This is a genomic window from Streptomyces sp. NPDC015345, assembly GCF_043078805.1.
In the GTDB taxonomy this organism is placed as follows: Bacteria; Actinomycetota; Actinomycetes; order Streptomycetales; family Streptomycetaceae; genus Streptomyces.
Window position 1 is genome coordinate 60831 of sequence record NZ_JBIBTX010000002.1, and the last position, 16404, is coordinate 77234.

Below are 16404 nucleotides of genomic sequence, written 5' to 3' on the forward strand. Positions count from 1 at the left end.
TCATGGACGCGTCATGCGAGGCTCCAGGGAGCCCGGTAAGCCCCGCGTTGACACAACACCCCACTATGCCTGTGAGGTTGGGGACGAACAGCGGCGGGGCCGTGAAGGTTTCCGGCGACCCCGCCGTCGTACGGCATGCGGTATGAGAGACCTGGCTTGCTCGGAGTCCGATTTGCCAGGGCCGACTTACTGCCCGGCGAACTTCTTGCTGACCGCCGTGTAGATGCCCTTGGCCTCCTTGCCCAGGCGCGGACCGGCCAGCCAGCCCGCCGTCACCGGACCGATGGAGGTGTTCGAGACCAGGGCGGGCTTGCCGTCCTGGCCCTGCGCCACCCAGCCACCGCCGGACGAGCCGCCGGTCATCGTGCAGCCGATGCGGTACATCGTCGGGTCGGGCTTGGTGAGCGAGAGCCGGCCCGGCTTGTCGGCACACTGGAACAGCTTCTGGCCGTCGAAGGGCGGCGCCGCCGGGTAACCCGTGGCCGTCATCGTCTTGATCTGCGGAACCGCGGGGGCGTCGAAGTCCACCGGGAGCGCGGAACCGACGGTCTCCTCGAGCGACTTGCCCTCGCTGCCCTTCTCGGGCGCCACGTGAATCACCGCGAAGTCGTACGGCGCGCCCTTGCCGCCCGTCGGACCACCCTGCTCGATCCACTGGTCGGAAGTCTGCGCCCAGTCACCCCACCAGACGCCGTACGGAGCGACCTCTTCCTTGGGGGCGTTCTGCAGTTCCGCGGCCGACTTGCCGCTGTCGTTGTACGAGGGGACGAAGACCATGTTGCGGTACCAGCCGCCCTTGGCACCGGCGTGCACGCAGTGGCCGGCGGTCCACACCATGTTGGACTTGCCCGGGTGGGCCGGGTCCTTGATCACGGTCGCGGAGCAGACCATCGAACCCTCGGGCCCGTCGAAGAAGAGCTTGCCCGACTCGGCCGCCTGGTCGTGGTACGGCGCCTTCACGGCTGCCGCCTCGACGGGCTCGGGCGTCGGGTCGGTGATGCCCTGGTCACCGGAGATGTCGTTGTCGTCGACGCTGCGGTCCGGGTTCTTGTCGGCGTCCCGCATCCGGTCGGAATCCCAGAGGTCCTCGATGATCGGGTTGACGAAGTCGCCGGCCTCGCGCAGCCAGTCGTCCTTGTCCCAGTTCTTCCAGGCGCCGTTCTTCCACTTGTCCAGGTCGATCCCGTGCTCCTTGAGCCGGTCCTGGAGGTCCGCCGGAAGCTTGATCTTGTCATCGCCGTTGCTGCCGCCGCCCTCGCTGTCACCGGGCTGCGCCGAGGACGAGTCGCCGCCGGCGTTGTCCTCGGTGGGACCGCAGGCCGTGGCGGTCAGAACGAGCGCCGCGCCGAGCGCCACCGCGGCCGCCACGGGGGAGGTCCTGGTGCGCGCACTCCTCCCACTGCGGGCGGTGAAGAGCGGACGTATGGGTCGCATCGTGAGATTCCCCCTGGGCCTCGAAAAACGTTCAAAGAGCTGGACATCCGGGTGCGGAGCACCCGTCGCCCACCGGCGCGGATCCCCATCATTGGGGGGAGCGGCGCGCTGTCGCTGGTGAGCGGCCCCCCACACTATGCCGATGCCGTTGGGGACGGCCGACGGAAGGGCAACGGTTCCGTCACGGCAAGGATCTTCCGATGACCCGTGATCCCGAGGGTTCACCGTCGTTGGTACGTACGGGGGAGTCGCGGCCAGCGTTCATCCCCCTGCCAACTCGCCTGCACCCTCGGTCATATGGGCTCACCGGAGTCACACGACCGGACGTGCTTGTCCACAGCGGGAGGACCAACAGTCGTGGCCGTGACCGAGCCTGCGCCCGCGGCGGTGTCCGCAGCGTGTTCCGTAGCGCAGCCCTTGCAGTCGTCAAAGCCCTTGCAGTCCTCACAGCCTGTCGGGGTTGGGGAGACTTCGGAGGATGGAGAAATCGGGGGGAGGGGGGAGAGCGGGGGGAGTGGAGGGAGTGAGGCGGCTGAGGTGACGGGGGAGGCCGGCGGTGATGGTCGGCCGGAGCAGCGCGGTTGGGGCGAGGAGCCGGACCGAGACGGGGAATGCGGTCGGGCCGCCGATCGGGTCGCCGGTGGGGCCGCCGTGACTTCCGCGCGGTCCGCTGTGCCCGCTGTGCACTTCGGGGACTCCGTGGGCTCGGTGGAGCGGGTGCGGTCTGAGGACTCCTCGCAGCCCGTCTCGCGGTCGGCTGGGCAGTTGATTGGACAGACGACTGGGCAGGCGGACGCGCACGCCGTGGCGCAGTCCGTCACGCAGTCCGTCGCGCAGGAGGGCATCCTGCGGCGGCAGTCCGCGCGCGAGTCGGCGGCTCGCACCTATGCCAGGGCCCTGCCGATCGTGCCGGTGCGGGCGCGCGGCATGACCATCGAGGGCGCGGATGGGCGCCGCTACCTCGACTGCCTCTCGGGTGCCGGAACGCTGGCCCTCGGCCACAACCACCCGGTGGTGCTCGAAGCCATCAGGAAGGTCCTGGACTCGGGGGCGCCGCTGCACGTCCTCGACCTGGCCACACCCGTCAAGGACGCCTTCACCACCGAGCTGTTCAGCACACTGCCGAGCGGCCTCGCCGAGCGTGCGCGGATCCAGTTCTGCGGCCCCGCCGGAACGGACGCCGTGGAGGCCGCGCTGAAACTGGTCCGCGCGGCCACCGGTCGCAACGGCATGCTGGCCTTCACCGGCGCCTACCACGGCATGACGGCAGGGGCGCTCGAAGTATCCGGCGGCGCGCAGGACGTACGGGTCGCACGCCTCCCATACCCGCAGGACTACCGCTGCCCGTTCGGCCTCGGCGGCCCACGCGGCGCGGAACTCTCCGCCCGCTGGACCGAGAACCTCCTCGACGACGCCAAGTCGGGCGTCCCGGCCCCGGCAGGCATGATCCTCGAACCCGTCCAGGGCGAGGGCGGCGTCCTTCCGGCGCCCGACGCCTGGCTCCGCCGGATGCGTGAGATCACCGCGGCACGCGGCATCCCGCTCATCGCCGACGAGGTCCAGACGGGCGTCGGGCGGACCGGCGCCTTCTGGGCCGTCGAACACAGCGGCGTCGTACCGGACGTCATGGTGCTCTCCAAAGCGATCGGAGGCAGTCTGCCCCTCGCCGTCGTGATCTACCGAGACGACCTCGACGTCTGGGCCCCCGGTGCCCACGCCGGCACCTTCCGCGGTAACCAACTCGCCATGGCAGCGGGCGCGGCGACCCTCGCATACGTCCGCGAGAACTGCCTCGCCGAACGTGCCGCCACGTTGGGCGCCCGCATGATCAGCCAACTCCGTTCCTTGGCCGCGGCCCACCCGTGCATCGGAGAGGTCCGCGGCCGGGGCCTGATGATCGGTGTCGAACTCGTCGAGCCAGGGGAGCCTGGTGTTCCCCGTGCCCTGAGTGCGCCCGTAGAGCCCGTCGAGGCCGGAGAGCCCGTCGGGTCGGTTGAACTGACGGTGGCGGGCTCGGGCTCCGCGTGCGGCGGGACCGAGGCCGGGGGAATGCTGACCGCCAATGGTGACGTCACCGGCAACCGGGGCTCCGAGAACATGCCGACGGCTGGCCGGCCCGGTACAGCACACGACCCGCTCATCAGGGGCACCGACCATCTGCCGCCCGCTGCCCGCCCTCGCCCGCCGGCACCCCAACTGGCCGCCGCCGTACAGCGCGAGTGCCTGCGGCGCGGACTCATCGTCGAACTCGGCGGCCGCCACTCCAGCGTCGTACGACTCCTTCCCCCGCTGACCATCACCGACGAACAGGCGGCCGCGGTCCTCGACCGGCTGGCCGACGCGCTGACCACCGCGGCGCGTGCCCACCACGGATAGCCAAGACGGACTTGGACCGCCCCGCGGCGGCCCTGACATGCCGGGCGCGCCCCGGACCCGTCGCCACACGGAGCCCGAACAACCTCACAAGGAACCTCCTTTGAACGCCACCCCCGCATCCGAAGGCCGCCCCCACCTCGACGCCCCAGGCATGTGCGTCACGCAATCCCCCTTGGTGGCGGAGTCCGGTACGGTCCCCCGGCAGAAATGTGGCGGCCAAGGGGCCGAGCACCTGCGCGGGACGGCCATCGACCTGCTGGAGCACCCCGACCCGCACACCGCCGCGCAGGCGGCCGCCGTCGAGAACCTCCTGCGCTGCTGGGTCAGGGAGAACAACCTCCCGGCACCGGAACAGGGCGCCCTGCGCCTTCCCCTCCACGCCAGCGGCACGGCCCTGCTCGTCCCCGTGCACTACTGGTCGGCCACCGGCTGGCACCGCTTCGGCCTGCCTTACCTGGAGGACGGCCCGGCCAGCGCCCCTCCCGTCGACGCGGTGACCGTCGCCGCCCTCCTCGGCCGCGAGACGGCACGCCGCGACGCGGAACCGACGACGGCCAGTCCGGCGGCGGGCACTCCGGCGGCGGACACTCCGACTGCGGGTAGGTCGACTGTGGTCAGTCCGGCGGTGGACAGCCAGACGGCGGGCAGTCCGACGGCGAGTGGCACGGCGACGGAGGGCCCGGCAGAAGTCGTGAGCCGGGAGGGCGATAAGAGCCCGGCAGGTCCCGTGAGCTCGACGAGCCCTGTGAGCTCGACGAGCCCAGTGAACCCGGCAGGTCCTGTGCGCCCGGCGGATCCGATCAGCTCGGCGGATTCGATCAGCTCGGCAGGTCCGATCAGCTCGGCGGATTCGATCAGCTCGGCAGGTCCGATCAGCTCGGCGGATTCGATCAGCTCGGCGGATTCGGTGAGCCCGGCAGGTCATGTGAGCCCGGCAGGTCCGGTGAGCCCGGCGGGGTCAGCGAAATCGGCAGGCTCAGAGGAACCGGCAAGCTCAGCGGGATCCGCAGGCTCAGCGGAACCCGCAGGCTCAACGAAACCCGCAGGCTCAGCGGAATCCGCAGGCTCAGTGGAACCGGCAGAACCGGTGACCTCACCAGGCTTGATGCCCCCAGCCACGCCGAAGCAACCGGCGGAGCCAGACCCGCCAGCCACAGGAACCCCGACACCCGCAGCGAACCGGGAAGCGCAGGCGAACCCAGGCGGGTCAACGCCCCCGACCACGGCGCCCTCCGCAGCTGCGCCCCCGGCAGGCCCCGTCGACGGCGCCGATCTGGTCGGCCGGGTCGCCGACTCGGTCCGCCGCACCGCCCAGTTCATCGCCGACCGTCGCGCCAGCCCGGCCGACGAACCCGACCTGTTTCTGGCCGCCGAACAATCGCTGCTCCTCGGCCACCCCCTCCACCCGACCCCCAAAAGCCGCGAGGGCCTGTCCGACACCGAATCCCGTCTCTACTCACCCGAGTTGCGCGGCGCCTTCGCACTGCACTGGCTGGCCGTCGACCCCTCCGTACTCGCCGCGGACTCGGCCTGGACCGAGCGTGGGCGTACGCTCCCGGCCGACCAGCTCGCCGCCCGCCTCGCAGGCCCCGAACTGCCGCTGCCAGATGGCCGCGTTGCCCTGCCCGTGCACCCATGGCAAGTCCGCGAGCTCCGGCACCGCCCCGCGGCGGCCGAACTCCTCGACGCGGGCCTCCTCCAGGACCTCGGCCCTCATGGCGCCCCCTGGCACCCCACCTCCTCCGTACGCACCCTCTACCGTTCCGGCGCAGCCGCCATGCTCAAGCTCTCGCTCGGCGTGCGCATCACCAACTCCCGTCGCGAGAACCTCCGCAAGGAACTCCATCGCGGCGTCGAAGTCCACCGGCTGCTGCGCAGCGGCCTCGCCAAGCAGTGGCAGGCGGCACACCCCTGCTTCGACATCGTCCGCGACCCCGCGTGGCTCGCTGTCAATGACCGTGATGGTGCGCCCGTGGCCGGGCTCGACGTCATGATCCGGCACAACCCCTTCGGCCCAGGGGACGACGCCACCTGCGTCGCGGGCCTCGTCTCGCCCAAGCCTTCCACGCTGCCCGCCCGCCAGGACCTCCGGCTGATGCGCTCCCGGCTCAGCGAGACGGTGACCAGGCTGGCGGGACGGACGGGCCGCCCCCGAGGCGCGGTCGCCACCGAGTGGTTCCTGCGCTATCTGGAGACCGTCGTCCGCCCTGTGCTGTGGCTGGACAGCGAGGCGGGCGTCGCCCTGGAAGCGCACCAGCAGAACACGATCATCCTTCTCGATTCCGAGGGCTGGCCCGTGGGCGGCCGCTACCGCGACAACCAGGGCTACTACTTCCGCGAATCCCGGCGTGCCGAACTCGACCGGCGACTCCCCGGCATCGGGCAGCACAGTGACACCTTCGTCGCGGACGACGTGACCGACGAGCGGTTCGCCTACTACCTCGGCATCAACAACGTCCTGGGTCTGATCGGAGCATTCGGCGCCGAACGTCTGGCGGAGGAGAGGTTGTTGCTCGCGGCCTTCCGGCGCTTCCTCGGCGACATCGCATCCGGCCCCGACCGGCTGCGCACCTCGCTGCCCACGATGCTGCTCGACTCACCCGTGTTGCGGTGCAAGGCCAACCTGCTGACCCGGCTCCACGGCCTCGACGAGCTCGTCGGCCCGGTCGACACCCAGTCCGTGTACGTCACCATCAACAACCCCCTTCATTCCTGAGGAACATGCCCCACCTCTCCAGACTCTTCTGACTCTTCTGACAGGAGCGACGCCGTGTCTCCCACCGATGCGAGCACCGACGCCGGCACCGAACCCGCGGCCTCCGGCGCCGATGGCGCGGACGGCGCGGACGGCGCGGACACCCTCGACCTGCGCCTGCCCGACGAGCTCGTCGCCCTGCTGGCCGAGAGCGACGAGCGAACTCCGCGAACGGCAGCTCACATCGAGCACGGCGGACGAGCGCCGCACCATGCTCCGGGCACCGTGGCGGTGGAGGACCTCCTCGACGGCATCGCCGCCTGGGGGCCTGTCACCACCGACGCCGGTGTCTTCCAACTCGTACCTGTCCGCCTCGAACGCGACCTCCCGTTGATCAGCCGGTGGATGAACGACCCCGCGGTGGCGGCCTTCTGGGAACTGGCGGGGCCCGAGGCCGTCACCGAGGAGCACCTTCGCCCCCAGCTCGACGGAGACGGACGCAGCGTGCCCTGCCTCGGCGTGCTCGAAGGCATGCCGATGAGCTACTGGGAGATCTACCGCGCGGACCTCGACCCGCTGGCCCGCCACTACCCCTTCCGCCCGCACGACACCGGAATCCACCTCCTCATCGGTGGCGTCGTCAACCGCGGCCGCGGCCTTGGTACAGCACTGCTCAGGGCCGTCGCAGACCTTGTCCTCGACCGCCGCCCCGCATGCGCACGTGTCATCGCAGAACCCGACCTTCGCAACACCCCCTCCGTCTCCGCATTCCTGAGTGCTGGCTTCCGCTTCTCCGCCGAAGTGGACCTGCCCGACAAACGGGCGGCGCTCATGGTCCGCGACCGAGCCCTGCGCGCAGTGCTCTGACCCGATCACTCTTGGTACATCGCTCGACCCGATCCGGTTCCCTCCCTGAGGAGTCCACGTGCCGAATCCGTCCGCCAGCCCCATCTCCTGCCCCTCCACCGCGCTCTACGACCCGCCCGAGCTGACCCAGGACAGATGGCGCGAGGCCGGACGCCGACTGCTCGCCAAGATGATCGGCGAGTTCGCGTACGAGGAGATCATCCGGCCCGTGCCGGCCATGGAGGTGGAGACGGACACCTACCGTCTCCACCTCGAAGCGGCGAAGCCGGCCGCAGCTGACACGCCGCTCGGTGTCTACCGTGACCATGACGGCCCCTGCCTCACCTTCCGCGCCCGCCGCGGCTCGTACGGCAGCTGGCACGTGGACCCCGCCAGCCTGGCTCTGAGCGAAGGCGGTGCGGCGGCCCGCCCCCTCAGCGACCCCGTCAGATTCCTCGCGCTGGCCCGCAGGACCCTGGGACTCGACGGCGCCACCCTCGGTCACCTCGTACGCGAGCTCAGCGTCACACTCAGCGCCGACGCCCGGATCGACCACACCGCGCTCACCGCGGCGCAGCTCGCCGACCTTGGTTACGCGGAACTGGAGGGGCACCAGACCGGCCACCCCTGGCTCGTCCTCAACAAAGGGCGCATCGGCTTCTCCGCGACCGACGCCGGCCTCTGGGCGCCCGAGGCCCGTCGCTCCACGACGCTTCCATGGATCGCGGTCCACACCGACCTCGCCGTGTATCGAGGCGTCACCGGGCTGCAAACAGCTCAGCAGCTCTATGCCCGAGAGCTCCCCGCCTCCACCCAGGAGGCCTTCGCGGACTTACTCCGCGCGCGCGGGCTCGACCCCCAGGAGTACCTCTACCTTCCGGTGCACCCCTGGCAGTGGGACGAGGTCGTACTCCCGCTCTTCGCTCCCTCCGTAGCTGCGAACGCCATCGTTCCGCTGGGCAGCGACGGGGACGTACGCCTTCCCCAGCAGTCCATCCGTACGTTCCTCAACGCGTCCCGCCCCGACAGGCACACAGTGAAGCTGCCGCTGTCGGTCCTCAACACTCTGGTCTGGCGTGGCCTGCCCACGGAGCGCACGATCGCCGCGCCCGCCGTCACCGCCTGGATGCACGCACTACGTGACGTCGATCCCTTCCTGCGTGACGAGTGCCGGGTGATCCTCCTCGGTGAGGTCGCGTCGGTAGCCGTCGAACACCCTGTGTACGACGGTTTGCCGGAGGTCCCCTACCAGTACAGGGAGCTGCTCGGCGCCATCTGGCGCGAGCCTCTCACCCGCTACCTCGCCCCCCACGAACGCGCCCGCACCCTTGCCTCGCTGCTGCACGTCGACCCGGCCGGCAGGGCCTTCGTCACGGAGCTCGTGGAACGCTCGGGGCTCGCCCCCACCGTATGGCTGCGCCGGCTCTTCGCCGCCCTGCTGCCTCCGCTCCTGCACTTCCTCTACCGCTACGGCACCGTGTTCTCCCCTCACGGGGAGAACGCCATCGTCGTCTTCGACGACAAGGACGTGCCCGTCCGCCTCGCGGTGAAGGACTTCGTGGACGACGTGAACGTCAGCGCCGTGCGGCTGCCCGAGCAGGACTCGATGCCGGACGACGTGCGTGACGTACTGCTCACCGAGCCCCCCGGATTCCTCACCCAGTTCATCCACTCCGGTCTCTTCGTGGGGGTTTTCCGTTACCTGGCGCCGCTGTGCCAGGAACAATTGGGAGTGACCGAGGCCGATTTCTGGTCCGCCGTGCGCGCCGAGATCCTCCGGCACCAGGCACGCGCTCCGGAGATGAAGGAGCGGTACGAGATGTTCGACCTGCTCACACCACGTATCGAGCGGTTGTGCCTCAACCGGAACCGACTCCTCCTCGATGGGTACCGCGACCGCTCGCAACGCCCACACGCCGCCGTGCACGGCACCGTGCCCAACCCTCTCCATCAGCCTTGATCGCGGGATTGTCAGTGGGGCACCGTAGGGTGGTCGCGCTATGACGAAGCCCTCCCTCCCCGAGCTCCTGCACGCCGCCGTCACCGCTGTCGGCGGCACGGAACGCCCTGGCCAGGTGTCCATGGCCGAGGCCGTCGCCGAGGTGATCGACGACGGCTCCCACCTGCTGGTCCAGGCCGGCACCGGCACGGGCAAATCCCTCGGCTATCTCGTGCCGGCCCTGGCACACGGGGAGCGTGTGGTGGTCGCGACCGCCACGCTCGCCCTCCAGCGCCAGCTCGTGGAGCGGGACCTGCCGCGCACCGTGGACGCGCTGCATCCGCTGATGCGCCGCCGCCCCCAGTACGCGATGCTCAAGGGCCGCTCGAACTACCTGTGCCTCCACCGTCTCCACGAAGGCGCGCCCCAGGACGAGGAGGAGGGCCTCTTCGACCAGTTCGAGGCGGCGGCGCCCACCAGCAAACTGGGCCAGGACCTCCTGAGGATGCGGGACTGGGCCGACGAGACCGAGACGGGCGACCGTGACGACCTGACGCCCGGCGTCTCCGACCGAGCGTGGTCGCAGGTCTCCGTCTCCTCCAGGGAGTGCCTCGGCGCCTCGAAGTGTGCCTACGGGGCGGAGTGCTTCGCCGAGGCGGCCCGCGAGCGCGCCAAACTCGCCGACGTCATCGTCACGAACCACGCGCTGCTCGCCATCGACGCCATCGAGGGCGCCCCCGTCCTTCCCCAGCACGAAGTGCTGATCGTGGACGAGGCCCATGAGCTGGTCTCCCGGGTCACCGGCGTGGCCACGGGCGAGCTCACCCCCGGGCAGGTCAACCGCGCGGTCCGCCGCGCCGCCAAGCTCGTCAACGAGAAGGCCGCCGACCAGCTCCAGACCGCGTCAGAAGGCTTCGAGCGACTGATGGAGCTGGCCCTGCCGGGCCGCCTGGAGGAGATCCCCGAAGACCTCGGTTACGCGCTGATGGCCCTGCGCGACGCCGCGCGCACGGTCATCACGGCGCTCGGTTCCACCCGGGACAAGTCGGTCCAGGACGAGGACGCGGTCCGCAAGCAGGCACTCGCCTCCGTGGAATCGATCCACGACGTGGCGGAGCGCATCACGAACGGCTCCGAGTACGACGTCGTCTGGTACGAGCGGCACGACCGTTTCGGAGCCTCCCTGCGCGTGGCCCCGATGTCCGTGTCGGGTCTCCTGCGGGAGAAGCTCTTCGCCGAGCGTTCGGTGGTCCTCACCTCCGCCACGCTCAAGCTCGGCGGCGACTTCAACGGCGTCGGGGCGTCGCTCGGCCTGGCTCCGGAGGGCACGGAATCCGAGGACGCACCGCAGTGGAAGGGCCTCGACGTCGGCTCCCCGTTCGACTACGGCAAGCAGGGCATCCTCTACGTCGCCAAGCACCTGGCCCGTCCGGGCCGCGAGGGCACACGCAGCGACATGCTCGATGAGCTGGCCGAACTGATCGAAGCGGCCGGTGGTCGCACGCTCGGCCTCTTCTCCTCCATGCGTGCGGCTCAGGGCGCGGCGGAGGAGTTGCGGGAGCGCCTCGACATGCCCATCCTCCTCCAGGGCGAGGAGACCCTGGGCGAGCTGATCAAGGGCTTCGCGGCGGACGCGAGGACCTGCCTTTTCGGGACGCTCTCGCTCTGGCAGGGTGTTGACGTGCCGGGCCCCAGCTGCCAGCTGGTGATCATGGACAAGATCCCGTTCCCGCGCCCCGACGACCCGCTGATGAGCGCCCGCCAGAAGGCGGTCGACGACGCCGGCGGCAACGGCTTCATGGCGGTCGCGGCCACCCATGCGGCTCTTCTGATGGCGCAGGGCGCGGGGCGTCTCGTACGAGCGTCCGGGGATCGCGGCGTGGTCGCCGTCCTGGACCCCCGGCTGGCCACCGCGCGCTACGGCAGCTATCTGCGGGCTTCGCTGCCCGACTTCTGGTACACGACGGACCGTAATCAGGTACGTCGCTCCCTGGCCGCGATCGATGCCGCGGCGAAGGCGGCTGAGGCATAGAGAGCCGGGCGGCCCAGGCGTGGCGTGAAGAGCCCGGACACAGCAGGGCCCCGGAACCGGCGCAGTTGGTTCCGGGGCCCGGTCAGGGGCGCAGGCTCACACCCGCCGCAGCACCGCCACGACCTTGCCGAGGATCGTCGCCTCGTCGCCGGGGATCGGCTGGTACGCGGAGTTGTGCGGGAGGAGCCAGACGTGCCCGTCCTCCCGCTTGAAACGCTTGACCGTCGCTTCGCCGTCCAGCATGGCGGCCACGATGTCGCCGTTCTCCGCGACGGGCTGGCGACGCACCGTGACCCAGTCGCCGTCACAGATCGCGGCCTCGATCATCGAGTCACCGACGACCTTCAGCACGAAGAGCTCGCCGTCGCCCACGAGCTGCCGGGGGAGAGGGAAGACGTCCTCGACCGACTCCTCGGCGAGGATCGGACCACCGGCCGCGATCCGGCCGACGAGCGGGACGTACGACGCGGCGGGCTTGCCGGTGGTGTCGGTGGGCTGGCTGCTCGGCTGGTCCGAGCCGCGCACCTCGTACGCGCGCGGACGGTGGGGGTCGCGACGGAGGAAGCCCTTGCGCTCCAGGGCCATCAGCTGGTGGGCCACGGAGGAAGTGCTGGAGAGGCCCACCGCCTGACCGATCTCCCGCATCGACGGTGGGTAACCGCGCCGCTGCACCGAGTCCCTGATGACCTCGATCACCCTGCGCTGCCGGTCAGTGAGCCCTGAGCTGTCGGCCCGGATGCCTGGAGGTCGGCCCGGCAGGGAGCGCGTGGGCTTCGGCCCCTCCTGGTTCGTGGCTGCGTCATTCATGGCATGCACCGGCTCGAGTCGGCTCTGGGAGCGGTCCTGGGCAGTGATGGTGGCGCTGTCTGCGGTGGTGGTCACGTCGGTCGGCCCCTCTCGAGATGTTCTCTCCCTAGCTAGCCAACGGTAGTTGCTTTCGAAAGGTTGCGCCAAACACACGTTCGAGTGAAAAATCGCTGATTACCTGACGTGATCAGGTTTCCAGGTGTATGGCTGACGCTCGCACCGAACGGCAATTCGGTTCATTACGGTACGCTTCACCGCCGGGGTCGTGAGCCCCTTAGTGGAGCTCCCATACTGCCACCCGGCGCCCCGTCGGCCCGGCACCGGCCCCCTTTCCGAGCTGCGCGAGTGGCGCCTGTGTAGGCCCGGTACGACCAGGTGTGACGCGACACGCTAGGTGTCGAAAAAGCGGTCTAACCCCAGATCTAGTGGTTGGATTGCGGCAGCGGCCCAGAAGTTGTGGTCCCTGGTCCTTCAGGGACTCAGGCATCGCCTATGCTTGGGGCTGCTTCGAGGGGCCCCAAGGGCCCATTGAGGCTTATGAGTCGTGCCGTGAAGGAGGGTTGGGAGTTCCATGCACTGCCCCTTCTGTAGGCACCCCGACAGCCGCGTAGTCGACAGCCGCACCACTGACGACGGCACGTCGATCCGAAGGCGCCGCCAGTGCCCCGACTGCTCCCGTCGTTTCACGACCGTGGAGACGTGCTCACTGATGGTGATCAAGCGCAGCGGCGTGACGGAGCCCTTCAGTCGCACCAAGGTCATCAATGGCGTCCGCAAGGCATGCCAGGGACGGCCGGTGACCGAGGACGCCCTCGCCCTTCTCGGGCAGCGGGTGGAAGAGGCCGTGCGGGCCACCGGAAGCGCCGAACTGACCACCCATGACGTCGGGCTGGCCATACTGGGTCCGTTGCAGGAACTCGACCTTGTCGCCTACCTGCGCTTCGCCTCCGTGTACCGGGCGTTCGACTCGCTCGAGGACTTCGAGGCTGCCATCGGGGAGCTGAGGGAACAGCGGCTCGACGCGGAGCCGCGCGACGCGGGCGCAGAGCGCGTCGTGAATGACCGCGGGCCCGGAGGGACTGTCGAAGTCCCGGAGCCCGCCACCGCCGCCGACTGACCGGCTGACCGACCGGCCGGCGGCGGACCAGACCTGTCGCGGGTGTCCTTTGTGACGTCCGCGACGCCAGATACACATCCGTGTCACGGGAAGTTCGTGGCACTTCAGGGCGTTTTAGCCTGATACAGGGAGGCGGCATGACCGAGACGACGAGCGGCCCGGCACGAGGTTCCCGAGCCAAGGGATCCAAGGCCAAGGGTCTGCGCATCGAGCGCATCCACACGACCCCCGGCGTGCATCCGTACGACGAGGTGGTCTGGGAGCGCCGTGACGTCGTCATGACCAACTGGCGCGACGGCTCGGTCAACTTCGAGCAGCGTGGCGTCGAGTTCCCCGACTTCTGGTCGGTGAACGCGGTCAACATCGTCACCAGCAAGTACTTCCGCGGGGCCGTCGGTACCCCGCAGCGCGAGACCGGCCTCAAGCAGCTGATCGACCGCATCGTGAAGACCTACCGCAAGGCCGGCGAGGACTACGGCTACTTCGCCTCGCCCGCCGATGCCGAGATCTTCGAGCACGAGCTGGCGTACGCCCTCCTGCACCAGATCTTCAGCTTCAACTCGCCGGTCTGGTTCAACGTCGGCACGCCCCAGCCGCAGCAGGTGTCCGCCTGCTTCATCCTGGCCGTCGACGACTCCATGGAGTCGATTCTCGACTGGTACAAGGAAGAGGGCATGATCTTCAAGGGCGGCTCCGGCGCCGGCCTGAACCTCTCCCGCATCCGTTCCTCCAAGGAACTGCTGTCCTCCGGAGGAAACGCCTCGGGTCCCGTCTCCTTCATGCGCGGTGCCGACGCCTCCGCGGGAACGATCAAGTCCGGTGGCGCCACGCGCCGCGCGGCCAAGATGGTCATCCTCGACGTCGACCACCCCGACATCGAGGGCTTCATCGAGACCAAGGTCAAGGAAGAGGAGAAGATCCGCGCCCTTCGTGACGCGGGCTTCGACATGGACCTGGGCGGCGACGACATCACGTCCGTCCAGTACCAGAACGCCAACAACTCGGTCCGTGTGAACGACGAGTTCATGAAGGCAGTGGAGACCGGCTCCAAGTTCGGCCTGCGGGCCCGCATGACCGGTGACGTCATCGAGGAGGTCGACGCCAAGTCGCTCTTCCGCAAGATGGCCGAGGCGGCCTGGGCCTGTGCCGACCCCGGCATCCAGTACGACGACACGATCAACGCCTGGCACACCTGCCCGGAGTCCGGCCGGATCAACGGCTCGAACCCGTGCAGCGAGTACATGCACCTGGACAACACGTCCTGCAACCTCGCCTCGCTGAACCTGATGAAGTTCCTGAAGGACGACGGCAAGGGCACCCAGTCCTTCGACGCCGAGCGCTTCTCGAAGGTCGTCGAGCTGGTCATCACCGCGATGGACATCTCGATCTGCTTCGCGGACTTCCCGACGCAGAAGATCGGCGAGAACACCCGCGCCTTCCGTCAGCTGGGCATCGGCTACGCCAACCTCGGCGCCCTCCTGATGGCCACCGGTCACGCGTACGACTCCGATGGCGGCCGCGCCCTCGCCGGTGCCATCACCTCGCTGATGACGGGTACCTCGTACAAGCGTTCCGCCGAGCTCGCCGCTGTCGTCGGCCCGTACGACGGCTACGCCAAGAACGCCACGCCGCACAAGCGCGTCATGAAGCAGCACGCCGACGCCAACGCCTCGGCCGTCCGCATGGACGACCTGGACTCGCCGATCTGGGCCGCCGCCACGGAAGCCTGGCAGGACGTGATCCGTCTCGGTGAGAAGAACGGTTTCCGTAACTCCCAGGCGTCCGTCATCGCCCCGACCGGCACCATCGGTCTCGCGATGTCCTGCGACACCACGGGCCTGGAGCCCGACCTCGCCCTGGTGAAGTTCAAGAAGCTCGTCGGCGGCGGTTCGATGCAGATCGTCAACGGCACCGTGCCGCAGGCCCTGCGTCGCCTGGGCTACCAGGAGGAGCAGATCGAGGCGATCGTCGCCCATATCGCCGAGAACGGCAATGTGATCGACGCCCCGGGTCTGAAGACCGAGCACTACGAGGTCTTCGACTGCGCCATGGGCGAGCGCTCCATCTCCGCGATGGGCCACGTCCGCATGATGGCCGCGATCCAGCCGTGGATCTCGGGCGCCCTCTCCAAGACGGTCAACCTCCCGGAGACCGCCACCGTCGAGGACGTCGAAGAGGTCTACTTCGAGGCCTGGAAGATGGGCGTCAAGGCGCTCGCCATCTACCGCGACAACTGCAAGGTCGGCCAGCCGCTCTCCGCCAAGAAGAAGGAGGCGGAGAAGACCGAGATCACCGAGAAGACCGAAGAGACGATCCGTGCCGCGGTCGAGAAGGTGGTCGAGTACCGCCCGGTCCGCAAGCGTCTCCCGAAGGGCCGTCCCGGCATCACCACCTCCTTCACGGTGGGCGGCGCCGAGGGTTACATGACCGCCAACTCCTACCCGGACGACGGTCTCGGTGAGGTCTTCCTGAAGATGTCCAAGCAGGGCTCGACTCTCGCGGGCATGATGGACGCCTTCTCGATCGCCGTCTCGGTCGGTCTGCAGTACGGCGTGCCCCTGGAGACGTACGTTTCCAAGTTCACGAACATGCGCTTCGAGCCGGCCGGTATGACGGACGACCCGGACGTGCGGATGGCGCAGTCGATCGTCGACTACATCTTCCGCCGCCTGGCGCTCGACTTCCTGCCCTTCGAGACGCGCTCCGCGCTCGGCATCCACTCCGCCGAGGAGCGTCAGCGTCACCTGGAGACGGGTTCCTACGAGCCGTCCCTCGACGACTCCGAGGTCGACGTCGAGGGGCTGGCCCAGTCCGCTCCGCGGCAGACCGAGTCGCTGAAGGCGGTCGCCTCGCCGAAGCCGGAGGCCGAGGCCGAGGCGGCCAAGCCCGCCCCGCAGCAGGCGCACACCAGCGCCGAGCTCGTCGAGATGCAGCTGGGCATCCAGGCGGATGCGCCGCTGTGCTTCTCCTGCGGTACGAAGATGCAGCGGGCCGGCTCCTGCTACATCTGCGAGGGCTGCGGCTCCACCAGCGGTTGCAGCTGACCTGTGAAGGGCTGTGCCGGGCGCGCTTCCGGCACAGCTGAGCGGGTGGCTGTCTGCTGACAGCGACATGAAGGGGATCGGCGATACGTCGGTCCCCTTCGTCGTACCCGCGCA

9 protein-coding genes are annotated in these 16404 nt (G+C 69.3%); 7 read left to right on the forward strand and 2 right to left on the reverse strand.

The window, feature by feature from the left end:
- Nucleotides 1-186 precede the first annotated feature (186 nt).
- Nucleotides 187-1434, reverse strand: coding sequence for a trypsin-like serine peptidase (locus ACF062_RS06715; protein WP_392136666.1), 1248 nt, complete (start codon nt 1432-1434; stop codon nt 187-189).
- A gap of 804 nt (nt 1435-2238) precedes the next feature.
- On the opposite strand from ACF062_RS06715, the gene ACF062_RS06720 reads away from it, so the two are divergent.
- From ACF062_RS06720 to ACF062_RS06740, 5 genes are all read left to right on the forward strand, one after another.
- A complete protein-coding gene (locus ACF062_RS06720; protein WP_392137669.1) occupies nt 2239-3810 on the forward strand; it encodes a diaminobutyrate--2-oxoglutarate transaminase family protein in 1572 nt (523 codons plus the stop codon).
- A gap of 889 nt (nt 3811-4699) precedes the next feature.
- A complete protein-coding gene (locus ACF062_RS06725; protein ID WP_392137670.1) occupies nt 4700-6526 on the forward strand; it encodes an IucA/IucC family protein in 1827 nt (608 codons plus the stop codon).
- Between the two features lie 54 nt (nt 6527-6580).
- Nucleotides 6581-7372 (forward strand): GNAT family N-acetyltransferase, encoded by a 792-nt coding sequence (locus ACF062_RS06730; RefSeq protein ID WP_392136668.1) that lies wholly within the window; start codon nt 6581-6583, stop codon nt 7370-7372.
- Between the two features lie 58 nt (nt 7373-7430).
- Nucleotides 7431-9311 carry an IucA/IucC family protein gene (locus ACF062_RS06735; RefSeq protein ID WP_392136670.1) on the forward strand — a complete coding sequence of 627 codons (1881 nt, stop codon included), beginning with the start codon at nt 7431-7433 and terminating at the stop codon, nt 9309-9311.
- A 40-nt stretch (nt 9312-9351) separates the two neighbouring features.
- Nucleotides 9352-11322: an ATP-dependent DNA helicase gene (locus tag ACF062_RS06740; protein ID WP_392136672.1), complete on the forward strand. Its 1971-nt coding sequence runs from the start codon at nt 9352-9354 to the stop codon at nt 11320-11322.
- 96 nt (nt 11323-11418) lie between these two features.
- On the opposite strand, the gene lexA is transcribed toward ACF062_RS06740, so the two are convergent.
- Nucleotides 11419-12204: a transcriptional repressor LexA gene (lexA, locus tag ACF062_RS06745; protein ID WP_030778599.1), complete on the reverse strand. Its 786-nt coding sequence runs from the start codon at nt 12202-12204 to the stop codon at nt 11419-11421.
- A 496-nt stretch (nt 12205-12700) separates the two neighbouring features.
- On the opposite strand from lexA, the gene nrdR reads away from it, so the two are divergent.
- Both nrdR and ACF062_RS06755 read left to right on the forward strand, forming a co-directional pair.
- Nucleotides 12701-13246, forward strand: a complete 546-nt coding sequence (gene nrdR / locus ACF062_RS06750) for a transcriptional regulator NrdR (protein WP_392136675.1) — start codon at nt 12701-12703, stop codon at nt 13244-13246.
- A gap of 137 nt (nt 13247-13383) precedes the next feature.
- Entirely contained in the window at nt 13384-16290 is a 2907-nt protein-coding gene (locus ACF062_RS06755; RefSeq protein ID WP_392136676.1) for a vitamin B12-dependent ribonucleotide reductase, read from the forward strand.
- The last annotated feature ends 114 nt before the right edge of the window (nt 16291-16404 follow it).

Coding starts and splice junctions, on each gene's coding strand:
- ACF062_RS06715 (WP_392136666.1), bottom strand. CDS start 1,434: ATGCGACCCATACGTCCGCTCTTCACCGCCCGCAGTGGGAGGAGTGCG.
- ACF062_RS06740 (WP_392136672.1), top strand. CDS start 9,352: ATGACGAAGCCCTCCCTCCCCGAGCTCCTGCACGCCGCCGTCACCGCT.
- nrdR (WP_392136675.1), top strand. CDS start 12,701: ATGCACTGCCCCTTCTGTAGGCACCCCGACAGCCGCGTAGTCGACAGC.
- ACF062_RS06755 (WP_392136676.1), top strand. CDS start 13,384: ATGACCGAGACGACGAGCGGCCCGGCACGAGGTTCCCGAGCCAAGGGA.